Annotated in this window: 24 protein-coding genes and 1 tRNA gene; 17 read left to right on the top strand and 8 right to left on the bottom strand. The window is 68.4% G+C overall.

All coding sequences use genetic code 11. The features are described from left to right. Positions 1–275: 275 nt before the first annotated feature. The 3 genes from O7612_RS01535 to O7612_RS01525 all read right to left on the bottom strand — a co-directional run bounded on the left by O7612_RS01535 (position 276) and on the right by O7612_RS01525 (position 4,102). Entirely contained in the window at positions 276–2,132 is a 1,857-nt protein-coding gene (locus tag O7612_RS01535) for an acyl-CoA dehydrogenase (protein WP_282269778.1), read from the bottom strand. A gap of 115 nt (positions 2,133–2,247) precedes the next feature. Beyond that, positions 2,248–3,369 (bottom strand): PP2C family protein-serine/threonine phosphatase, encoded by a 1,122-nt coding sequence (locus O7612_RS01530; RefSeq protein WP_282269776.1) that lies wholly within the window; start codon positions 3,367–3,369, stop codon positions 2,248–2,250. Between the two features lie 91 nt (positions 3,370–3,460). Continuing rightward, complete coding sequence (locus O7612_RS01525) at positions 3,461–4,102, bottom strand: septal ring lytic transglycosylase RlpA family protein (protein WP_282273753.1); 642 nt, start codon at positions 4,100–4,102, stop codon at positions 3,461–3,463. Positions 4,103–4,309: 207 nt separating this feature from the next. Here O7612_RS01525 and O7612_RS01520 point away from each other — a divergent pair, with 207 nt between their 5' ends. Further along, entirely contained in the window at positions 4,310–4,861 is a 552-nt protein-coding gene (locus O7612_RS01520; protein ID WP_282269774.1) for a phosphoribosyltransferase, read from the top strand. A gap of 113 nt (positions 4,862–4,974) precedes the next feature. Here O7612_RS01520 and O7612_RS01515 read toward each other — a convergent pair whose 3' ends face one another. Together O7612_RS01515 and O7612_RS01510 are read right to left on the bottom strand one after the other, a co-directional pair. Next, positions 4,975–5,862 (bottom strand): LLM class flavin-dependent oxidoreductase, encoded by an 888-nt coding sequence (locus O7612_RS01515; RefSeq protein ID WP_282269772.1) that lies wholly within the window; start codon positions 5,860–5,862, stop codon positions 4,975–4,977. Positions 5,863–6,134: 272 nt separating this feature from the next. Then, positions 6,135–6,275 (bottom strand): hypothetical protein, encoded by a 141-nt coding sequence (locus tag O7612_RS01510; protein ID WP_282269770.1) that lies wholly within the window; start codon positions 6,273–6,275, stop codon positions 6,135–6,137. 1,090 nt (positions 6,276–7,365) lie between these two features. Here O7612_RS01510 and O7612_RS01505 point away from each other — a divergent pair. From O7612_RS01505 to O7612_RS01495, 3 genes are all read left to right on the top strand, one after another. Further along, positions 7,366–7,725, top strand: coding sequence for a type II toxin-antitoxin system RelE/ParE family toxin (locus tag O7612_RS01505; RefSeq protein ID WP_282269768.1), 360 nt, complete (start codon positions 7,366–7,368; stop codon positions 7,723–7,725). 137 nt (positions 7,726–7,862) lie between these two features. Continuing rightward, positions 7,863–8,378, top strand: a complete 516-nt coding sequence (locus O7612_RS01500; RefSeq protein WP_282269766.1) for a helix-turn-helix transcriptional regulator — start codon at positions 7,863–7,865, stop codon at positions 8,376–8,378. After that, complete coding sequence (locus tag O7612_RS01495; protein WP_282269764.1) at positions 8,375–8,947, top strand: protein-export chaperone SecB; 573 nt, start codon at positions 8,375–8,377, stop codon at positions 8,945–8,947. The genes O7612_RS01500 and O7612_RS01495 overlap by 4 nt, the downstream gene beginning before the upstream one ends. 445 nt (positions 8,948–9,392) lie before the next feature. On the opposite strand, the gene O7612_RS01490 is transcribed toward O7612_RS01495, so the two are convergent. After that, positions 9,393–9,815, bottom strand: coding sequence for a GntR family transcriptional regulator (locus tag O7612_RS01490; protein ID WP_282269762.1), 423 nt, complete (start codon positions 9,813–9,815; stop codon positions 9,393–9,395). Between the two features lie 581 nt (positions 9,816–10,396). Between O7612_RS01490 and O7612_RS01485 the strand changes: the two genes are divergently transcribed. The 4 genes from O7612_RS01485 to O7612_RS01470 all read left to right on the top strand — a co-directional run bounded on the left by O7612_RS01485 (position 10,397) and on the right by O7612_RS01470 (position 12,774). Beyond that, on the top strand, positions 10,397–10,702 hold the full coding sequence (locus tag O7612_RS01485) for a hypothetical protein (RefSeq protein WP_282269760.1): 306 nt from the start codon (positions 10,397–10,399) through the stop codon (positions 10,700–10,702). Between the two features lie 139 nt (positions 10,703–10,841). Beyond that, positions 10,842–11,039, top strand: coding sequence for a precorrin-4 C11-methyltransferase (locus tag O7612_RS01480; protein WP_282269758.1), 198 nt, complete (start codon positions 10,842–10,844; stop codon positions 11,037–11,039). 149 nt (positions 11,040–11,188) lie between these two features. Continuing rightward, the gene (locus tag O7612_RS01475; RefSeq protein ID WP_282269756.1) at positions 11,189–12,010 is read left to right on the top strand and encodes a GntR family transcriptional regulator; all 822 of its coding nucleotides are present in this window, start codon (positions 11,189–11,191) and stop codon (positions 12,008–12,010) included. Beyond that, a complete protein-coding gene (locus O7612_RS01470; protein ID WP_282269754.1) occupies positions 12,007–12,774 on the top strand; it encodes a glycosyltransferase in 768 nt (255 codons plus the stop codon). Before O7612_RS01475 ends, O7612_RS01470 begins: the two co-directional genes overlap by 4 nt. Positions 12,775–12,873: 99 nt before the next feature. On the opposite strand, the gene O7612_RS01465 is transcribed toward O7612_RS01470, so the two are convergent. Next, a complete protein-coding gene (locus O7612_RS01465; protein WP_282269753.1) occupies positions 12,874–13,731 on the bottom strand; it encodes a DUF4231 domain-containing protein in 858 nt (285 codons plus the stop codon). A gap of 225 nt (positions 13,732–13,956) precedes the next feature. On the opposite strand from O7612_RS01465, the gene O7612_RS01460 reads away from it, so the two are divergent. The 9 genes from O7612_RS01460 (at position 13,957) to O7612_RS01420 (ending at position 21,089) form a co-directional block, all read left to right on the top strand. Next, the gene (locus O7612_RS01460) at positions 13,957–14,352 is read left to right on the top strand and encodes a transcriptional regulator (RefSeq protein WP_104113758.1); all 396 of its coding nucleotides are present in this window, start codon (positions 13,957–13,959) and stop codon (positions 14,350–14,352) included. A 279-nt stretch (positions 14,353–14,631) separates the two neighbouring features. Further along, the gene (locus O7612_RS01455) at positions 14,632–16,248 is read left to right on the top strand and encodes an FtsK/SpoIIIE domain-containing protein (protein ID WP_348774291.1); all 1,617 of its coding nucleotides are present in this window, start codon (positions 14,632–14,634) and stop codon (positions 16,246–16,248) included. After that, positions 16,245–16,499, top strand: a complete 255-nt coding sequence (locus O7612_RS01450) for a hypothetical protein (protein WP_067305988.1) — start codon at positions 16,245–16,247, stop codon at positions 16,497–16,499. The genes O7612_RS01455 and O7612_RS01450 overlap by 4 nt, the downstream gene beginning before the upstream one ends. 5 nt (positions 16,500–16,504) lie before the next feature. Beyond that, complete coding sequence (locus O7612_RS01445; RefSeq protein ID WP_282269744.1) at positions 16,505–16,696, top strand: hypothetical protein; 192 nt, start codon at positions 16,505–16,507, stop codon at positions 16,694–16,696. Then, on the top strand, positions 16,693–17,262 hold the full coding sequence (locus O7612_RS01440) for a DUF2637 domain-containing protein (protein ID WP_282269742.1): 570 nt from the start codon (positions 16,693–16,695) through the stop codon (positions 17,260–17,262). The genes O7612_RS01445 and O7612_RS01440 overlap by 4 nt, the downstream gene beginning before the upstream one ends. Then, positions 17,259–19,103, top strand: coding sequence for a replication initiator (locus O7612_RS01435; protein ID WP_282269740.1), 1,845 nt, complete (start codon positions 17,259–17,261; stop codon positions 19,101–19,103). Before O7612_RS01440 ends, O7612_RS01435 begins: the two co-directional genes overlap by 4 nt. Further along, positions 19,096–19,266: a helix-turn-helix domain-containing protein gene (locus O7612_RS01430; protein WP_255598827.1), complete on the top strand. Its 171-nt coding sequence runs from the start codon at positions 19,096–19,098 to the stop codon at positions 19,264–19,266. The genes O7612_RS01435 and O7612_RS01430 overlap by 8 nt, the downstream gene beginning before the upstream one ends. Next, positions 19,266–20,429 carry a site-specific integrase gene (locus tag O7612_RS01425; RefSeq protein WP_282269739.1) on the top strand — a complete coding sequence of 388 codons (1,164 nt, stop codon included), beginning with the start codon at positions 19,266–19,268 and terminating at the stop codon, positions 20,427–20,429. The genes O7612_RS01430 and O7612_RS01425 overlap by 1 nt, the downstream gene beginning before the upstream one ends. Before the next feature lie 312 nt (positions 20,430–20,741). Then, the gene (locus O7612_RS01420) at positions 20,742–21,089 is read left to right on the top strand and encodes a hypothetical protein (protein ID WP_282269737.1); all 348 of its coding nucleotides are present in this window, start codon (positions 20,742–20,744) and stop codon (positions 21,087–21,089) included. A gap of 91 nt (positions 21,090–21,180) precedes the next feature. Here O7612_RS01420 and O7612_RS01415 read toward each other — a convergent pair. Beyond that, positions 21,181–21,254: transfer RNA gene (locus O7612_RS01415), tRNA-Gly, on the bottom strand. Between the last annotated feature and the right edge of the window lie 198 nt (positions 21,255–21,452).

The raw sequence follows: 21,452 nt of genomic DNA, 5'->3' as shown, positions 1-21,452 counted from the left end.
GGCTTACCCGCCCAGCGGCCCGCCTACCGGAATCGGACCGGGCAGTTCCGGAGCCCTCCGGACTCCCGGGTGGGCACGGTTCCTGAGCCCCCGGCCCCCCCGCACGGGCACGGTTCTGAGCCCCGGACTCCCGCACGGGCACGTTCCGGCTCGTCCGGCCCCCCGGGTGCGGGTCGGGCGGGTGTGACGCCCAGCCGAACGGGCCGGCACCCCGGCATCCGATCGTCGGGATGCCGGGGTGCCGGCCCGCTGGTGGCGCGACCCCGGGGGAAGGGTCAGAACGCCTCCTCCGGAAGGTCCATGATGTCCAGGTCGGCGCCCTCGATGATCCGCCGGTCGGCACCGATGCGGGGCAGCACCTCGCGGGCGAAGAACCGGGCGGCGGCCACCTTGCCGGTGTAGAACGCCTCGTCGGCGGGGGAGACCTCACCGGCCAGCGCCTTCAGCGCCACGTCGGCCTGCTTCTGGAGCAGCCAGCCGACCGTCAGGTCGCCGAGGGCCAGCAGGAAACGGCGGCTGCTCAGGCCGACCTTGTAGAGGCTGCGGGCGTCGCCGCCCTGGGCCTCGCCGAGCCAGCCGGTCAGCACGCCGAGGATCTGCTGGATCTCGGCCAGCGCCCGGCCGAGCGCCTGCCGCTCCTCCTTGAGCTGACCGTTGCCGGCCTCGGTGCTGATGAACTCCTGGATCTCACCGGCGACCGTGGTCAGGGCCTTGCCGTTGTCCCGGACGATCTTCCGGAAGATCAGGTCGAGGCTCTGGATCGCGGTGGTGCCCTCGTACAGAGTGTCGATCTTGGCGTCCCGGACGTACTGCTCCAGCGGGTAGTCCTGGAGGAAGCCGGAGCCGCCGTACGTCTGGAGCGCCTCGTGGCCGAGCAGCTCGTACGCCCGCTCCGAGCCGACACCCTTGACCAGCGGCAGGAGCAGGTCGTTGATCCGCTTGGCCAGCATGGTCGCCTGCTCGTCGCCGGCCGCCTCGGCGATCGCGATCCTGTCCTGCCAGGTGGCGGTGTAGCAGACCAGCGCCCGCAGGCCCTCGGCGTACGACTTCTGCATCAGCAGCGAGCGGCGCACGTCCGGGTGGTGGGTGATGGTGACCCGGGGCGCGGCCTTGTCGGCCTGCTGGATCAGGTCGGCACCCTGGACCCGGTTCTTCGCGTACTCCAGGGCGTTGAGGTAGCCGGTGGACAGGGTGGCGATCGCCTTGGTGCCGACCATCATCCGGGCGTACTCGATGATCATGAACATCTGCCGGATGCCGTCGTGCTTCTCGCCCAGCAGCCAGCCCCGGGCCGGCGTGCCGTGCTCGCCGAAGGTCAGCTCGCAGGTGTTGGAGACCTTGATGCCCATCTTGTGCTCGACGTTGGTGGCGTAGACGCCGTTGCGCTCGCCCAGCTCGCCGGTCTCGCCGTCGAAGTGGTACTTCGGCACGACGAAGAGGGAGAGCCCCTTGGTGCCCGGACCGCCGACGCCCTCGACGCCGACCGGGCGGGCCAGCACGTAGTGGACGATGTTCTCGCTCAGGTCGTGCTCACCGGAGGTGATGAAGCGCTTCACGCCCTCGATGTGCCAGGAGCCGTCCGGCTGCGGGATCGCGCGGGCCCGACCGGCGCCGACGTCCGAGCCGGCGTCCGGCTCGGTGAGCACCATGGTGGAGGCCCACTGCCGGTCAATGAAGAGCTTGGCCCACTTCTGCTGCTCCTCGGTGCCCTCGACGTGCAGCACGTGCGCGAAGGACGGGCCGGAGGCGTACATCCAGACCGGGGCGTTGGCCCCGAGCACCAGCTCGGCGAGCGACCACCAGAGAGCGCGCGGGGCGCTGCTGCCGCCGAGGGACTCGGGGAGGTCCAGCCGCCAGAACTCGGAGTCCATGAACGCCTGGTACGACTTCTTGAACGACTCCGGCAGCGGCGCGGTGTGCGTCGCCGGGTCGAAGACCGGCGGGTTGCGGTCGCTGTCGGTGTAGCTGGCCGCGAGGTCCTCGCGGGCCAGGCGGTCGACCTCGGAGAGGAAGCTGCGGGCGGTGTCGACGTCCAGGTCCGTGTACGGCTCCTGGCCGAACGTACGGTCCGCGCCGAAGACCTCGAACAGGTTGAACTCAAGGTCCCGAAGGTTGCTCTTGTAGTGGGTCATGTTCGCTGGCCCCGCTTCCGGACAGGTGTTACCGATCAGTAACACCCACTGTATTACTCACGGGTAGGTAGCGACAACCCAATCATCACCGTGACGGGGATTACACCTGTGCGGTTCAGCTCTCCGCCGCGCCGACCTCCCACGAGGGCACCGCCACGGTCACCCCGCTGCGCGGGCCGGTGTACTCCATCAGGACCAGGGCGATGTCGTCGTCGAGCCGACCGTGCACCCACTCGACCAGGGCGGTCTCCAGCGAGGCCAGGCCGTCGCCGACCGTGCCGTGGCCGAGCAGCCGCCAGGCCCGGTCGGCGGTCGGGAAGAACTCGCCGTCCCGTCGCGCCTCGCCGAGGCCGTCGGTGAACAGCAGCAGCCGGTCCCCCGGCTCCAACCGCTCCACCCGGGGCCGGACCACCGGCATGAACCCCAGCGGCGGGGCGGGCGCGGGCGGCTCCAGCGGGATCACCGCGCCCCGGCGCAGCAGCAGCGGTGCCGGATGACCGCAGTTGACGATGGTCAGCGTCCCGCCGCGCTCCTCGACCACGGCCGCGGTGACGAAGTCCTCGTCACCCACGTTGCGGGCCACCGCCCGGTCCAGGTCGGCCACCACCGCCCGCAGGTCGGGCCGCTCGTACGCGACGTGTCGGTAGGAGCCGAGCACGATGCTGGCGAGCCGGACCGCGTCCAGCCCCTTGCCCCGCACGTCCCCGATGATCATGCGGACGCCGTACGGGGTGTCGATCGCCTCGTACAGGTCGCCACCGATCTCGGCGGTGGCCGTGGGAGAGATGTAGCGGGCGGCCACCGCCAGGGTGCCGACCTGCGGGCCGAGCGGACGCAGCACGGCCTGCTGGGCCACCGAGGCCAGCTTGGACAACTCGCCGATCCGCTCGGCCTGCCCCTGCCGCACCGCCGCCACCCCGGCCGACACCACCGTGGCGAAGGCGATCCCGACCAGGGCGACCGCCGTGGTCAGCTCCATCGCCGGATCGGTGAGCGCGAACCCGGACCCGACCACCAGGGCCAGGAAGCCCACCCCGGCCACCGCCCGCCAGGAGGCGAAACCCGCCGCCAGGATCGGCGCCACCGTCATCAGCGCGACGTAGTGGACCGCCCAGCCGTCGGCCGACTCGATCGCCGAGACGACCGCGAGCAGGCCGACGGCCGCGCCGACGCCGGCGCGGGATCCGGGACTCAGCGGGCCGCGACCCGACTGGAAGGCATGTTTACGTACGTGCACAGCATGCCTGATGGAACCGGACCGGAGAATGAACCTAGCCCCACGATTGAGGGTGTTCTGCCCGGCCGGGCCGGCCCGGTCGGCCGCACAGTCAGCCGAGCACCTCGTACCTGACGGTCAACGCACCCACATCGACCGAGGCGATCGAGGCGAAGGCCGCGCGGGACAGATCGATACAACGTCCGTCGATGAACGGACCACGGTCGTTGATCCGTACGGTGACGGACTTGCCGTTGGCCGGGTTGGTGACCCGGACCTTGGTGTCGAACGGCAGGGTCTTGTGTGCGGCGGTCAGCGCGTTCGGGTCGAAGTTCTCACCGTTGGCGGTCAACTGACCCTCGTCGTAGAAGGACGCGCCGCAGGAGCCACTGTCGACGACGGTCCTCTTCGGGGCGGCCGCCTTCTTCGTGGTGGCGGAGGGCTTGGGCGCGGCCGTGCGGGGCTTGCCCCGGGAGGCGGCCTGCGTCCGGGTCGCGCCCGGGCTGGCGGTGACGGTCGGCGACGGGCTGGCGCTCGGGGTCCGGGTGACGCTCGGGCTCGGGCTCGGCGGGGCGGTGGTGACGGTGGCTCCGGGCGTGACCGTGTCCACCACCGCCGGGGCCGGCGCGTCGTCGGCGGTCAACCGGACCGCCCCGACCGTGCCACCGACGGCGAGCGCGACACCGACCGCAGCGGTGGCGGCGATGCCGGCGGGCGAGGAGAAGATCCGGGTACGCGAGTGCCTGCCGACCACCGGCTCGGTCCTTTCGTATGCCTTCATGACGGCTCGGACCGTAACGAAAGAAGCACTTCCGACGTCAACGTGATCATGGGGTTATGATCCGAATTGCAGCGATACGTGCAGCCGATCATCCGATGCCCGCTGGGCCGCACGGGCCAGAATCCCACCGATGGCATTCCGGCTGGCGGCCGTCGGTGATCGACGCCGAGGATGGGGAACATGACCGCTGAGCTGCGTACCCGCCTGGTCGAGCTGTTCGCCTGGGTCGATCCGGGGCCGGGCAGCAGCCACCTGGTCAGCGACACCTCCCGCTGGTGGCGGGATCCCGAGACGCTCGCCGGGCTCGGACCGGCCCTGGTCGCACCGTTCCGTACCGCCCGACCGACGGTCGTCGTCGCCCCTGCGGTGACCGGCCTGATCCTCGGGCCACTCGCCGCGACCGCCCTCGGCGTCGGCTTCGTCCCGGCCCACAAACCCGGCGACGGAAGACTCCCCGCCGCCCCGCTGACCTGGGCACAGAGTCCCCCCGACTTCCGGGGCCGCCAGGTCGACCTGGCGGTACGCGACGACCGGCTCGGAGCGGGGGACCGGGTGCTCATGGTGGACGACTGGGTGGCCACCGGCGCCCAGGTACGGACCGTCCGGGACCTCTGCGCCGCCCGGGGTGCCCACTGGCTCGGCGGCGCCGCCGTGGTCGTCGACCTACCCGCCCCGGTCGCCGCCGACCTGGGCGTCCACGGCCTGCTCACCAGCGACGACCTGCCCACCTGACGACGGCGGCAGGTCCATCCGGCGTCGGCCGGACCACCCCCGCGTGCGCGGGGAGCAGGCCACCGCACCGACCCCCTCGCACCACGCCGGACCAGTGCGCCACAGCCCACGCCTTACGGCGTCCGCAGCTCCGGCAACAGCCGGGTGGCGACGTCGACCAGCACCGCCTCGTCCCCCGCGTACCAGCTGCTGGCCCGGGGCCAGTGGGTGATCACGTCGGTGAACCCGAGCGCCGCCGCCCGCGCCACCTGCTCGGCGAAGAAGTCCGCGCTCCGCAGCGAGAAGACCGGCGCCGAGTCCAGCGAGAGGTAACGGGGCAGGGTGGCCGGGTCACGCCCGGCCTCGTCGAGGGTACGGTCCATCCGGGCGCAGAGCGTCGCCACCCCGTCCCACCAGGCCGTCAGCTCCTCCTCACCGGTACCGGTGGTGACCCAGCCCTGACCGAACCGGGCGACCAGCCGCATCGACCGGGGTCCGTTGGCGGCCACCACGAACGGCACCCGGGGGCGCTGCACGCAGCCGGGGTTGTTGCGGGCGTCCACGGCGGCGAACCAGTCCCCCCGCCAGGTGGTGCCGTCCTCCCGCAGGATCAGGTCCAGCAGCTCGGTGAACTCGCCGAACCGGTCCACCCGCGACCGGGGCGGCAGGGTCTCCCCGCCCAGCACCGCCGAGTCGAAGCCGATCCCGCCCGCACCGAGACCCAGCAGCAGCCGCCCGCCGGAAACGTCGTCGAGGGTGGTGACCTGCCGGGCGAAGGCCGCCGGATGCCGGAAGTTGGGCGAGGCGACCAGGGTGCCGAGCCGGACCCGCTCGGTCACCATCGCCGCGGCGGTCAGCGTCGCCACCGAGTCGAACCACGGACCGTCGACCAGATCCCGCCAGCCCAGATGGTCGTACGTCCAGGCGTGGTCGAAGCCCCACTCGTCGACCTGTTGCCAGCGCCGACGCGACTCCGCCCAGCGCTGGTCGGGGAGGACCACGATGCCAATCCGCATGATCACCAGGGTACGTCGTCGGCAACGGCACCGCCCTCGCCGCAGCGGCCCGCCATTCATGCTCGGACGCCACCCGGAACGACGGAAGCCCTGGCGGGACCGCTGTCCTGACCAGGGCTTCCATGCGTGGAGCGGGTGACGGGAATCGAACCCGCACTGTCAGCTTGGGAATCGACGATGGGCAGCAGGTCGTGGGGCCGGCGGCCTGGTCGCGATGGTCCCTGGTGGCCTGGGTTGACCCCTGCTGTCCTGCCCTAATGGCACGCTAATGGCACGGGCTACCCGTCCTCGAACAGCTCGTCGTGCCACCGGAAGCCGGCCTCGTCGTCCTCGATGCTGAGCAGGAACTCGGCCACCGGACGGCCGTCCGGATGGGTCATCGTGAGGGCGGACCGGATCTCGTCGTCGATCCGGATCATGGCCTCGCCGTCGTCCGCATCGAGGGCGGCGCTCCGGGCGACGAAGAGCGGGCGTAGCGGCTCGAACCCCGGCAGCGGACGGAACCGGCCGTACCTCCACGGGAAGTCGTGACTCTGCTCATCGATCTCGCCCGACCAGCTCGACCCGGTGGTACAGCCGCCACGCCCTGCCCGCGTCTATGGCGACAGCGTAGGCAGACCCGGTGTGGTCGGCTCCAGCGCGGCGTGGTGACCAAGGAAGGCCGAGGGCAAGCCGGCGAAGCCGGTGCGGCAGCCGATCGCCAAAAGCTCGATGGGGGCCAACCACGCTGGCGATCGTCACGGCCTGGCCGTCGTCGTCATCTGGATTCGGAGTGCAGCGGGCGCGGCAGCCCGTCGGCTGTCGGCGGCTTCCCGTCCCGGCGTCGTAGACGACCGGGGCGGCTTGCCGCCGGACGGGGCCACCGCGCCCGCACCGCGCGCAGCGCGGTGCCTTGATCCAGAACAGAATTATTCAGCAACATAGGACCGCGAGCCTCACCTACAGATCTTGCAGGGGGCCAGCGCCTACCGTCCAGGATCAGCAAAATCTAACAATTGTCTTTAATGTATCCCTTTGCAGAAATCTTTGCATTCGTCTAGATCGATTTGATGTCATCGCGACTGCCGGAAGCGAGAGCGTACGAGCAACTCGACCCCGCCGGGGCATGCGGATAAGGGATACCGATGGTTGCCAAGCGGCAACTTTCCGCAGCACCGATTCCCACGGGTTCGCACAATGCCGGGAATAGCACAAATGTGACCCACATTAAGGCTAGCGATGCTCTGCGCGCTACACAGGCCAGCGACCCACGAGCAACCAACCGCAGGGTGGACGTAGCGCAAGCGATCCAGACTACGTTCTGTCACGCTGAGCGCTCCTAGGCAGCGACCCATCGGCGCGTCGGCACCACTGCCTGGCCGTGCGTCTGATGTCTTATGGGCCTCCCCTGCTGGTGGCACTGACATCAGGTGATCATCCGACTACACTTCGAGCTCCCGCTCTAAGCGCAAGACCAACGACGATCCTTCCCCACCCCCGGGCGGACCAGCCAGAAGGGAGTCGAGCCGGATGTACGACACCCCTCGCGTGCGACGCGTGCGGTTTTACAGGTCGGAGACCGGGAAGCCTGTCGCTCGCGAGGAGTTCTACGACCTGGAGGAGGAGGGGCGCGCAGCCCTGGGCGAGCTCTTCACCCGGTACGAGCACGGCATGGAGCAGCGCGGTGAGGTGCGCCCCGCAGGGAAGGGCCTACTTGAGTTCAGGGTGCAGGTCCGAAATAACCCCTACAGGGCGTACTTCTTCAAGGATGGGCCAAAGTACGTCGTGGTGGCACTCTGCGTGTACAAGAATCAGCGCAAAGCTCGCGGGACGGACTTGGATCTTGCCGAGACCCGCATGAAGGCGTGGCGCGCCCGGGGTGCCAAGTAGGAAGCCTGACGAAGATTCGTATAGCATGCGCGGCCTCTGGACTGTACTATCGGTCGTAACCGATAGCGGACAGTGTCGTTACGCACCGTAGACCCGTGACCAACCCAGTCGCCCGCTCCCGAAGCAGGGGGATCTCCATGTCGAACGCCGTCGCAAAGCCGGAACCGGACATCTTCGACGTCGAAGATGATGACTACGACGAGCTTGGAGAAGTTCTGGCCGAAGCGGCCTCTCGGAGTCCGAGCTTCACGGCTGCATATGAAGACGCCGCCTCTCGAAATTCTCTTCTGCGGCAGCTCATCAAGGTCCGGAAGGACTTGAGGATCAGCCAGAAGAGTGTCGCGGAAAGAATGCAGACGACCCAGTCGGCAGTTTCTGACCTTGAGAATGGCAACGTTGATCCGCATCTCTCGACTCTTCAGCGGTACGCCCGAGCCCTGACCGTCCGCCTGGTCGTGGGGATTGATATGCCTCATGATTCGCCGTGGTGCGACGCCCGCTTTTACTCCCGATCGCCGAGTTCGACCAGATTGAAGGAAGTCCGAACTTCCGCCTTGGCCAGTTCCAATGCTCGCAACTGGCGCAGCAGCACGCCTGCTGCGCCAGTTGCGCATCTTGATTCCTCTCGTACGCGCTTGGTTGGGGCACTGTGAGCGAAGTAGTTGACCTGGCGGTAGCTCAGCGAGAAGCTGCAAGAATTGCCGCCATGGCAGATATTGCAGACGTTCGGCTGTTCGACGCTACTTTACACTTCGACCGCTTCCCCGACGAATCTAATGCGATGACATGGCAACTGGAAATGGAGCCCTCCGTTAGCTATCACGACGGGGCGGACTTCTTTATCCTAGAGATCAAGTACGAAGTCGTCATTCAAGAAATAATTGACGGTTCGACTGCCAAGGAAGACGACACCGCCGATCTAGCGAAAATCAGCTTCAAGCTCGGATCACTCTATACTCTTGAATCGGCGAATCGCGCACGCCCTGAACCTCCTGAGCTTGACTCATTCGCTAAAACCATGGGCACTATGGCTCTATATCCATACGCCAGAGAGTTCGTGCAGAATATGACTTCCAGGATGGGGCTGCCGCCGCTTACGCTCGCCACTTTTCGCCTGCCGTTTCCAGATTTGACCGTTGCTCCAAAGGAGCCGGACGACGCGAAACGTAGATCGGCAGCGCCACGCAAGCGAACCACAAAAAAGGCCAGCGCTAGCAAGTAAGCTGTCCCGTCCACCGTTGACGCCCTATGGGAACCGGGCCGCCGTGCGGCCTGCCACGTCAAGCGGACCTTGACTCGCGTTCGGTCGATGGCGAGTCGGGCGGCGGTCTTGCTTGGCTTGCCAGGGTGGACAGCAGGCGGGAAGGGCTACTGTAATCGCCTGCGCGGACGGTGGCGCGACGACGGAGTCCTTGACCCATCCTGAAGCCGGATTTCCCACCGAAGGCGCAGTAGCCGCCCCTCGCCCCCTACACCGCACGGACTCAGGGTTTGCGGCGCGGCCAGCTTAAAGCGGTGGTCATTCAGCGACCCACCAGACTACTCGCCCTCCGTGCCAGCCGCAGAACGTGTTGCCTGTAGGCCAACGGAACGGCTGACGCACACGCAGGCTGCCGCGCACGACCCGCTGAGGGCCACCTCGAAGCCATACGAAGGTGTGATGTGCTCTAGGCCTCCGTCCTAAGCAGTCGATAGGTTCTGACGACTGTCCCGACGACCCCGCTTGTTCGAGTGAGGCTCTGCTGCTCCAAGAGTGATGTGCCCACCTCGACAGCGAAAAGGGCTGCCAGCTCTGCGTCTGCGGCGACTCGACGCTGTTGCGTTTCCGTCTCGGAACTCCCGTCCCGCTCTGACGCGTTTCGGCGGGGCCCCGCGTATGTCCCGCGCCCATGGTCGGTAATCACCAAGCCTGCCTCGCGCAATACGGCGATGGCCTGACGAACTGTGCCGCGTGCAGCCCTGAACTCAGCGGTAAGTGCGCTCTCGGCCGGCAGAAGGGCTCCGGGCGGGATGACCCCGCTCTCGATGCGCTCTCTGAGTTCGTCGGCGATGGTGCGGTAGCGGGGTTGTCCGTAGTGCGGGGTGGGCACCTGTTCACCGTACCTGGCACTTGTTGTACCAAGTGCCAAGCAAGCGACGCGTGTCGACGTCTAGACAACTCGTCCACTTGTAGATACGTTTCCTGGTGTGCGGCCGGGGTGACGGCTCGTGTCAGGGGTGGTCGCGGTGTCGGCCCTGGCCGCACCTATGCGCGGCGTCCTGTGGGACCGGTTGCGGTAGCCGCGTAGACAAGTTGGCTCGGCGATACCCGACCCGTCCGGCGTCGGACGGTGCGCCGTGCCTTCATCCGGGCCGGCGGTCGGCCACAACCAAGCTCGTGGTCGGCCGCCGGTTCCTCGTCTACCTGTGGAGGTGCGATGTCCGGCTCTCATCGTCGACGCGGTTGGCTGTCGTCCTGGCGGCCTCGCCGACGTACGCCGATCCCAGCCACCAGCGGCAACACGCCGTCGGCGTCGGCTGGCGGATCGGTCGGCCCTGCGCCGTGGTGCTCGGTCGATGCCACGCGGGAACTTCCCGTGTTGCGGTATGCGCCGTTGATGACGGTGGCGCAGGCGCACCGGGGGCATGGCGGGCGGTGGGCACGATGACCCGCCCGAGTAGGCCGGCCCCGGTGACGAGTCATCCGGACTGGTGCACGCCGGAGCGGTGCGGCTATCTGGTGCCGCCGGTGATGGCGCACATGGCCCGTCGTCATCGCGGCCACATGCTCCGGGTTGGTGAGAAGCGGGCGAGTGGGCTCGTCGTCACGTACCTGATCAGTGCGGAGACTCCCGGTGCGCCGCTGGTGTGCGTGCACGCGTCGTGTCGGGCGGGGAACGCCTGGGCGGAGTTGTCGCTGCCGGAAGCGGCCGAGCTGGTGGAGCAGTTGCGCGGGTTGCTGGCGCAGGCCGGCGGGCAGGGGGCCGACGATGAGTGACGGCTTTCCGATGATGAACCGGCGGGGGCCGGCGTCGCCTCGGCCGGTGGTGTGTCCGCCGTGGTGCCGGGGTTGTGGGCCGAACGATCCGATGCACCGGGGGTACCTGGCCACGATCGGGCGGGAGGGGACCGGGTGGGTGAGTCTGCAACTGCTCATCGACCGGTTCACCCGCCGCGACCCGGCGATCAAGCTCGACGCGACCCACTACGGCACCACGCAAACCGTGCTCCTGACGCTCACCCACGTCGACCGGCTCATCGAGGAACTGACCCACGCCCGACACGCCATGCAGGCACAGGCCAGGCGACACGGGCGGACGGGAGAGACGCGGTGAACACCAATAGCCGGCGGGGCGCTGGGGCGCGTGGTCCTGGTGGGCGTCGTGGGCAGCCCCCGCGAGCAGGGGCGGTGGTGGTGCCGGCGGTGCCGGAGCGGCCGGCTGGGGGGACCACCTGGCAGACGTTGGAACGTCTAGGGGGTACGGTGACCGGTGTGCATGGCCGGGACTGGCGCCCTCGCTACCTGCAACTCGCCGAAGAGTTGCGGGTGAAGATCATGAGCGGGGAGCTTGCCCCCGGCACGCTGATGCCGAGCGAAACCGAGCTGGCCGAGTCGTCCGGGCTGTCCCGCACGAGCGTCCGCAACGCCATCCGGCAGCTCCGCGAGTGGGGCCTGGTCCGCGCGGAGCAGGGGCGCGGCACCTACGTGCGGGCACCCCGCCAGCGGGTACGCCGTCGCAACACCGAGCGGTACCAGTGGGAGAAGGACCGGGTCCTGCTCGACGAGGACGAGCGGTTGAAGACCGGCGCGACCGAGCACGACACCGGCCTGACCGTCGATGATCTCAAGTTCCACGCCGAGTACACCCGCGTCAACGCCGATGACGAGATGGCGGCGGCTTTGCAGGTCGAGCCGGGCACGTCGCTGCTGCGCCGGGTGTACTGGACATCGTCGCGGCACGAGAATGCGCCGCTGACGGTGTCGTACTCCTATCTGCCTTATGACCTGGTGGCCGCGAACCCGGACCTGCTTGACGCGGGCAAGGAACCATGGCCGGGCGGTACGCAACATCAGCTCTACACCCTCGGCATCGAGCTGGACCGCATCGACGACGAGATCCGCGCCCGGCCCCCGTCGCCGGATGAGGCCGAACTGTTGGACATCGACCCGGGCGTCTCCGTGCTCACCGTGCGGAAGACATCCGTCGACACCACCGGCCGGGTGGTCGAGGTGGCTGACGTGGTGATGCCGGGGGACCGGACCGAGCTTGTCTACTCCCACAAACTCCAGCGGTGGAAAACGTGACGCAGCTCGTCTCGGTCATCACCCCGGTCCACGCGCCCAGCATCGAGTACCTGGCTGGCGCGTACGAGTCGCTGGCCAAGCAGGAGATGCCGCCGGGGTGGGAGTGGCAATGGCTCGTCCAGGAAGACGGACAGACCGGAGCCTTGGCCGACGTCCTGCCCGACGACCCACGGATTAGCCTCGGCACCGGGCGTCCGGGTGGGCCTGGTGTTGCCCGAACCCTTGCGCTGTCCCGGGTTGACGGTGACCTCATCAAGGTTCTCGATGCTGACGACCAGTTGACCCCGGGTGCGCTCGGGCGGGACATCGCCGCGTTCGACGCGTACCCGCAGATCGGGTGGACCACCTCGCGGGTACTCGATCTGCTGCCCGACGGGTCTACCGCCGGATGGGACAAGGACCCGGCCGGCGGGGTCATCGACCGGGGCGCGGTCCTGGCGTTCTGGCAGGCCAACGACTACCGGGCATCCGTCCACCCGGCGACTCTGTGCCTGCGGCGGGATCTTGTCTTCGCCCTCGGCGGCTGGATGGCCCTACCCGCCTCCGAAGACACCGGCCTGCTCCTGGCGGCCAACGCCGTCACCGCCGGCTACTTCACCCGGGAGTACGGCCTGCTGTACCGCAAATGGCCCGGCCAGGTCACTAGCCAAGCCGCACACCGCGAACCCGCCGAGTACCAAGCCCGCATGAGGATCATCGAGGCCAGAGCCGCCGCCCTGGCCTCGATGATCCCGCACGGCTTCGGCGGCAAAGCCACCACGTAGCCCGATGCCGCCGCCTTTGGTGGATCCACCCTCGAAGCGGCATAGGTCAAACTGAGGCCTGGAGCATCACCCGTTGGGCAATACTTCCCGACTGGCCCTTTATCGCTCCTCTTTCTGCCCTGGCGACTGTTCGAGTTGGAGTTCACGTTTGCGCTGCTCGTCGCGCAAGCGCTCGACATTCTGTGCGAATAGGCGCAGCCTCGACGCTTCCTTTCCGTCGCCGTGCTCTGCATATTCGTTTAAACGGAACTGTGTGGCGTTGTAGTGCTTCTCAATTTCATCGGCAGTCAGTTGCAAGTTGTAACCGCGCTCGCGGAATTTGAAGTAGGCAGCCAGCCCTGCGGTGATGCTGATGAAGGCGGTGAGACCTGTTGAAACCCAGCTCAACGGATGCTCCCCGGCCATGACTGCCGTGGTGGTGGAGGCGACTACGGAGCCGATGATGATAATGGCTTGAACGGTATTGTGTGCCCTGAGGTTGCGAGTAGCGCGGGTGCGGAACTGTGCAACAATGTCCTGCGACGCCTCCCGGTACAGGCGGAGCGACTCCAGGGACTCTGATGGTATTCGAGTGGCGGCACTCTGGCGGTCATGCCCGAGGTTGCGCACCATCACATCGAACTCAATTATCTTGCGGCGGTTTTTGAGGACGAGCCAACCCACGCCAATGCACAAAACCAACAGTGCAATCAGCCCTACATAGCGGGTTGTGACGGGCTTCTCGTGCCATAGTCCGACAACTACCGAGTAGGCAAGTAGTGCAATTAGCGCGAAGCTGGAAATCAGGATTATCCAGTATGCGAACTGGGCGGATCTGGCTGTGCGGAGCTGATCAATTGCCAGTTCGTAGTTCTTGCCGATTTCTCGGTATCTCTCCTGAGCTTCGAAAGCGCTGACAGGCCGCGCCTCCATCTCGTTGTGTCGGGCTTGGCTCTGCGGGTCATCAGGGGTGGTCACAAACACTCCGCACATGGTCGGACGCTGACAGTGAAGGCCGGCCAGTCTCCCGCGTGCATAGTTCGAAAAGCAAGGTTCTGTCACATTGATGTCAATTGGTTCGTGCGGGAGTCGGCACGTCGACTGATCCGCAGGGGGGCGCGAAGCTTGTTGACTTGTCTGCCAAGTGGCGTCTACCTTGGAGTCTCCACTTGGCAGACATGGCAACAACTTGGAGGTTGAGCGATGGCTCTGCGTGGCGGTACGAGGTTCGCCGTGCGTTGTGAGGACGTCTTCCCGGCGGGGTGCGCCCTGGTCCCCGAGTCCCTGGGTGAGGTCGAGGACTACGACGAGAAGACCGGGCGGCGTAGCCCGGCGAAGGACAAGTTGACCGGTCAGCGGGTGTGGCAGGTGCGGGTGATGGACCTGGACCCGGAGCTTGGCAAGCGTTCCCGGGAGACGACGGTCAAGATCTCCGCCGACTACCAGCCGGTGCCGCCGACGGGTGCCCCGTTCGAGGCGGTGGAGTTCGAGGGCATGACGGTCACGCCGTACGTGACGAACAACAACCGGATGGCGTACTCGCTGCGGGCGACCGGGATGCGTGCTCCGGCGGGTGTGGCGAAGAAGGCGGCGGCGTAGCCGCTGGTGGTTGGGGGCGGGGCTGTCTGGTCTTGGCGGACGGCAGCCCCGCCCCCTTGGTGTCTCTTTCCCCTGCTCTGTCGAGAGAGGTAGTGACGTGTCCAAGCGTAGGCGTTCGGCTGCCCCGGCTTCGCCTCGGTGCGAGGTGTGTCAGTCCCGGTTCGACCCGGCCACCGGTGCCGACGGTCGGTGTGCCGGGTGTGTCGGGCAGATCGTTCTTCCGTTTCCTCCGGTCCGGGATGCGTCGGGCCGGTTCGTGTCGCTGCGGGGTGGGCGATGATGCGCCGGCCTCGTGGCGGGGTGGTGATGGTGACCGCCGGGGATCTGATGGTGGTCCGGCCGAAGCGGTTCGTCCTGCCGATGTGGCTGGTCGTGCTCGGCCTGGTGCTGCGCTGGGCCGCCCGGTTCTGCTGGTGGTGCCTGCGTCACCCGGTCGCCGTGGTCCTGGTCGTGGCCGCCGTCGTCCTCTACGTCGAGCACGGCTGGCCGGGCCTGGTCGTGCCGCTGGTCCTGGCGTCGGCGGCGTCGGCGCTGTGGCGGTGGCGCGATGAGGCGTCCTGGTGGCGGTGGTGCGCGGGGCCGTTGCTTGGCCGGTTCCGTCAGGTCGTCGTCTACCGGCGGGCCTGGCAGGAAGCGATGACCCTGTGCGGCCTGGCCGCAATGTATGACCACCTGCCGGTCCTGCCGCAGTTGCTGCGGGTGCGCTCGGATCAGGCCCTGGACGTGCTGACCGTGCGCATGGTCCGGGGACAGACCCCGGCCGACTTCCAACAGGTCACCGCGAACCTCGCGTACGCCTTCGGCCGGCGGCACGCCCGGGTCTACTCCGAGCGGCCCGACACCCCGCCGACCCGTACCGGCTACTGGGCGCTGCCGCTCGGCTGGGTGGACCGGCTGCGGTTCCGGGACCGGCCCACGCTGGTGTACCTGGTGCTCGTCCGTACCGATGCGCTGCGGCCGGTGGTGCCGCCGTTCGACACCCCGGCCGTCCCCGACTTCACGGCGCTGCCGTTGGCGCGGCGGGAGGACCTGGGTACCTGGTCGCTGCACCTGCTCGCCACCCATGTGCTGATCGGTGGGGCCACCCGCTCCGGGAAGGACTCGGTGCTGTGGTCACTGGTGCGGTCGCTGGCCGGTGGCATCACGTCGGGCCTGGTGCGGCTGTGGGTGATCGACCCCAAGGGCGGGATGGAGTTCGCCATGGGCCGGCCGCTGTTCGCCCGGTTCGCCTGCAAGTCGTTCGAGGCCATGGCCGATCACCTCGACGAGGCCGTGACCGTGATGCGGGAGCGTCAGACCCGCTTGGCCGGCACCGTGCGGGTGCACACGCCGACCGAGGCTGACCCCCTGGTCGTGGTCGTCATCGACGAGATGGCCGCACTGACCGCGTACCTGCAAGACGTCGACCTGCGCAAACGCATCGCGTCATCGCTGGGGCTGCTGCTGTCGCAGGGTGCCGGGGTCGGCGTGCTGGTGGTGGCCGCGTTGCAGGACCCGCGCAAGGAGGTGTTGCCGTTCCGGGACCTGTTCCCGACCCGCATCGCCCTCGGGCTCACCGAAGCCGCTCAGGTTGATCTCGTGTTGGGTGACGGTGCCCGCAACCGGGGTGCCCTCGCCGACCAGATGCCCCGATGGGCCAAAGGCGTCGGGTACGTAATCCTCGACGGCACCCCGGAACCGATGCGGGTCCGCTTCTCCTACGTCAGCGACGACGACATCCGCGACCTGGCCCACCGGTACCCGGCCCCGGCCGACGCGGCGGACATCCTCGCCCAGGTCGGCCGCGAGTCCACCCCGGAACCCCTCCGGCCGGCGCTGCCCCGGCCCCGACACGGGCCACTGCTGCCCGACGCGCTGCGCACCATCCTCGACGCCGACCAGGGTGAACCCCGATGACCGGCCCGACCGACGGCCGGCGCTTCTACCGGCTGCGGACCCCCGAACCGGTCACCGCCGTGTCCGTCCGCGTCGACCCCGACCGACCCGACCCGTACCCCGTCTATCTCGCGGTCGGTGCTGGCCGGCGGCGGATGTCCCTGACCCCCGATGAGGCGTGGGCGCTGTGGCGCTGCCTGTCCGAAGCCGTCGCCACCCTCGGTACCCCTCCCGACTACATCCGCACCGACATCCGACCGGCCCGGAGGTAACCGTCATGACCACCCTTGCCCGCGTCATCAACCGGTTCCGGCGTCCGCTGCGCATCCGGCTCGTCGGCCCCGCCGACCAGACCGCCGCCGCCCTGCACGGCCTCGCGCACATGGTCAACCGCCGCCCCGACATGGCCGACCGGCGCATCCGCATCGACCTCACCATCCGCGACAAGCCAATGCAGGAGTGGCGATGACCGCACGCACCGAAACCGCCGTACGCCTGGTGATCCTGCTCGCCATCGGCACCATGGCCGGCGCAGCCGCCTTCACCCACGTCCACGACCTGTCCGTCACCCACGGCCAACCCGACTGGATCGGCTGGGCCAACGCCGTAGCCGTCGAGCTGATGGCGATCTACCTCGGCCTGGAACTGCGCGCCCGCCGCCGTGCCGGTCGGCCCGTCGGCCTGGTCGGCTCACTCCTGGTCGCGTTCGCCCTGCTGTCCCTCGCCGCACAGGTCGCCGAAGCCGAACCGTCGGTGTGGGGCTGGACCGTCGCGGCCGTGCCGTCCCTGGCATTCCTCGCCCTGGTCAAGGTCGTCCTGTCCAACGCCCCAGCCACCCCACCGGCTCCCGAACCGGACCAACCGTCGGTCGACCGGCACGAGGTCCCCGGGCAGGCCACCACCGAACCCGAGCGCCCGGCTGACCCCGTGCCGCCGGCTGTCCCGGCACCGGCCGCCATCTCTGCCCCGGCGGCCGTGCTACCCCCACGTGTCGTCCCCTCGAACCGGCCGCACGTCGTCGGGATCATCCGATGACCGCCCCCACCCTGCCCGGCCTCGAACCCGCCGCCCCAACCCCGGCTGCGCCTCCTCGGCCGGGGTCGCGGGCGGCCCGCATGGCGCTACCCCGCTCGGTCGACGTCCTCAAGGAGATCGCCGCCGAGTACGGCGTCTGCGTGCGCCCCCTCGCCATGCGCCGCACCGACCTCGACACCGGCCTGACCGAGGTCATCGACCTGCCCTGTGGAGCCACCCGGGAAGACAAGTGCGCCCCGTGCGCCAAGAAGAACCGCCGACTTCGGCAGGCCCAGATCCGCGAGGGCTGGCACCGCGACGACGAGCCGTTGCCGCCACCGGAACCGGCGACCGAGGAACAGAAGGCGCTCATCCTGTTCCGCGCGCACCTGGAGTTCTCCCGCGACGAGGCGATTCGCGCCGCCGAGTGGGGGCAGGTCGAAGAACTCGACGAGGGAATCCGCGAGGTCGAAGAGGCCATCACGGCGGAGGGCCTGCGCGGGCGGGTAGGGCCACCCCACGCGGGCGTCGACGAGGACGCCGACGACGACAGCGGCCGCCGGCGTAAGCGCTCCACCAAACGGCGGCAGGACGCACCCGAGCTGCCACGCCGCAAGGTCGAGCGGCGCACGGTCGGCAGGACGTACACCGCTGCGGACGGCACCACCTACCGGCCGTCGATGTGGCTGACCCTCACCCTCGACTCCTACGGCCCCGTCCGGCCCGACGGCACCCCGGTCAACCCCGACCGGTACGACTACCGCCGCGCCGCCTGGGACGCCGTCCACTTCCCCCGACTCCTCGACCGGTTCTGGCAGAACCTGCGCCGCTGTGAGGGCTGGAACGTCCAGTACGCCGGCTGCGTCGAGCCGCAACGTCGTCTCGCTCCTCACGCGCACTTCGCCATCCGGGGCACGATTCCCCGCGACACCCTGCGCACCGTGGCGGCGGCGACGTATCACCAGGTGTGGTGGCCGGCGGTCGACGTCCAGCAGTACACCGCCGACCGGCCCCCGGTATGGAACGAGGACGCTTCGGCGTGGGTCGACCCGGACACCCGGTGCCCGTTGACCACCTGGGGCGAAGCACTCGACGCCATCGACGAGAACCCGCAGGCCGAACCGGTGCACGTCGTGCGCTTCGGCACCCAGGTCGACGCACGCGGCGTCATGCCCGGCACCACCGACGCCGAACGGACCATCCGGTACGTCACGAAGTACATCACCAAGCACACCGGCGACGTGCACAAGGCAACCACCGACCGGCAACGCAAACACCTCGACCGGCTCTGGCGGGAACTGCGCGTCACCCCCTGCACCGACCGGTGCGCCAACTGGCTGCTCTACGGCATCCAACCGAAGAAGGCACACGCGAAGCTCAAGCCGGGACGCTGCAAGGGCAAGGTCCACCAGCGGGACACCCTCGGCATCGGCGGCCGACGCATCCTCATCTCCCGCGACTGGTCCGGCAAGACGCTCAGAGACCACAAGCACGACGTCCGGGCCTGGGTGCAGGCATTGCTCGGCGTCACCACCAACAGCGCCACCGCCGACGGCGGCCCGGCCGGCAGCCCCGGGCAGCTCGTCGACGACCAGGGCGACACCGTCGAACGGGTCCGGCACGCCTGGGAACTCGCCCGACCCGACGACCCGGACGTGGGGCCGCTGTCCCATCGGCTCATGCGCTCGATCAGCGAACGCGCCCGCTGGCGGTCCGAACTACTCGCCGCCAAGGACCGGGCCGCCCAAGGGTCGGCCGATCTTTCGGCAACTCAGCACAACGCACGGCACGACGGGGAGGAAGGCGACAGTGGACGAGGTTTTGACCATCGAGCAGGCCGCGGCCCGGATCAACATGAGTGAGCGCTACGTCCGCCGGCTGGTCGCCGAACGGCGTATCCCGTTCCACAAGCTCGGCCGTAGCGTTCGGATCAAGGCCGTCGACCTGGCCGCACACGTCGAGTCCGGGCGGGTGGAGCCGCTGACCGCCTCGGATGTGTGGCGCGACCTTCAGCGGGTGGCGTGATGGCGAACAAGGAAGGTCACCGCCGGTTCGGCAGCGTCCGCAAGCTGCCCTCGGGGCGCTATCAGGCCCGGTACCCCGGCCCGGACGGGCAGATGCGCAACGCGCCGGAGACGTTCGCCCGGAAGTCCGACGCGGATCGGTACCTCACGCTGGTCGAGGCGCAGATTGCCCGGCACGAGTGGACCGACCCGACTCGGGCCAAGATCAAGCTTGCCGACTACGCGCGACGCTGGATCGATCAGCGGCCGAACCTGCGGCCCCGGACCGTGCACCTGTATGGGTGGCTGCTCGACAAGCACATCGTGCCGTACCTCGGTGGGGTGGAGCTGGGCCGACTGGACACCCCGATGGTCCGCGACTGGCGGGCGGATCTGCTCGGCAACGGCAACTCGGTGAGCATGGCGGCCAAGGCGTACCGGCTGCTGCGGGCGGTGCTGATGACGGCGGTGAAGGAAGACATGATCCTGCCCCGGAACCCGTGCCGCATCCCGGGTGCCGACCAGGAAAAGCCGGCGGAAAGGCCGGTGCTCACCCTCGCCCAGGTCTTCAAGCTGGCCGACATCGTGCCGCCCCGGTACCGCGCCCTGGTCCTCGTCACCACCTTCGGTTGCCTGCGCTGGGGTGAGGTCGCCGCGCTGCAACGGCAGGACGTCGACACGGTGGCCGGCACCATCCGGGTACGGCAGGCGTACACCGAACAGCGCGGGGTCGGCCTGGTGCTCGGGCCACCGAAGTCCCGAGCTGGCCGGCGCACGATCACCCTGCCCCCGGCGGTCATTGCGGTCGTCCGTGACCACCTGGCCGCTGAGGTCGACGACAACCCGGAAGCGCTTGTGTTCACCACCGAGAGTGGGCGCCCGATCTGGCGGGGCAACCTGAACAAGCTCATCGGCTGGAAGGCGAACGTCTCCCGGATCGGTCAGCCGAACCTGCACTTCCACGACCTGCGGCACACCGGGAACACCCTCGCCGCCCAGACCGGGGCAAGCACCCGGGACCTGATGGCCCGGATGGGGCACGACTCGCCGCAGGCTGCGCTGATCTATCAACACGCGACGGCGGAAGCCGACCGGGCCATCGCCCAGGCGCTGCACGAGGCGGTGCGCACGGAACGGAAGAAGACCAAGAAGAAGTCGAAGACCAAGAAGAAGACGAAGGACTGATCCCGTGGCCCAGGCGGCGCGGCGGACCGCTCCGCTTGGGCCACCGGTGACCCGCTGGTGAAGGGTGATCGGGCATGGCATCATGTAGTGAGCGAGACGTGACTCGATATGGGGTTCTCTCGCCACGGGCCCGCTTCCGGGGCTCCGAGGCGAGGGCGCTCGATACCGGCGCACGTAGCGCTGATGAGAAAAGGGCCAGTTTCCCGAAGGGAGATGGAGCCGCGACCTCACGGTCGCATTGCGGCACGCCCGTGGTTGGGCCTATCAGTCGCATGCCTACTCATCAGCCCACGACTACGAAGGATCAGCGCCTTGACCTCGGAGATGATCTACGCGTTCTGCGTGATTCTGCTCCCCCTTGCCGGACTTGTCTTCCTCTCCTTCATCAGCTGGCTCGTCTTCTGTTACGCGATCGCCCGGCTCCCCAACGGGGAAGCTCAGCTTCGCCAGGCTCCACAGGTCATCGAGGCGTTCGACATCAAGAGCTGGGGGGACGTGCTCCTACCCTGGCGAATCATCGAACGCGTCATCCGTTGGATCATCCGCTTGGCGACCAGAAATCCGGGCGGCGTGGGTGGCGGTCAGGGTGGCCAGCAGCCGGCGACAGCTCTCGGGCCCGGCAGCCAGGAGGTGCCGCCGGAACCACCGGCCGGACCGTAATGGCACGCTAATGGCACGCCGCATGATCGTTGACCGTGGAACGCCGAAGGCCCCGGCTCGGGACTTGCGTCCTGACCAGGGCCTTCGTGCGTGGAGCGGGTGACGGGAATCGAACCCGCACTGTCAGCTTGGGAAGCTGATGTTCTGCCATTGAACTACACCCGCGAGCGGCACCACTGTACCTGACGTCACCGGACCCGCGCACCCTGGCACCCCCGCGCGCCCCCGACGACAGACTGTCACCGACCCGCCACCAGCAGCGCAAATGAAACGGTCAGATGTTTCACAGAAGCCGCTTGGTGACGTTCTCAAACGTGTCGATCAGTTGTAACGTCACCCCCACGTTCACGACCTCGGTGCGAC

The organism is Micromonospora sp. WMMD987 (assembly GCF_029581435.1).
Lineage (GTDB): Bacteria > Actinomycetota > Actinomycetes > Mycobacteriales > Micromonosporaceae > Micromonospora > Micromonospora rifamycinica.
Note: the sequence above shows the minus strand (reverse complement) of the source record. Positions and strands in the feature narration are given on the sequence as shown.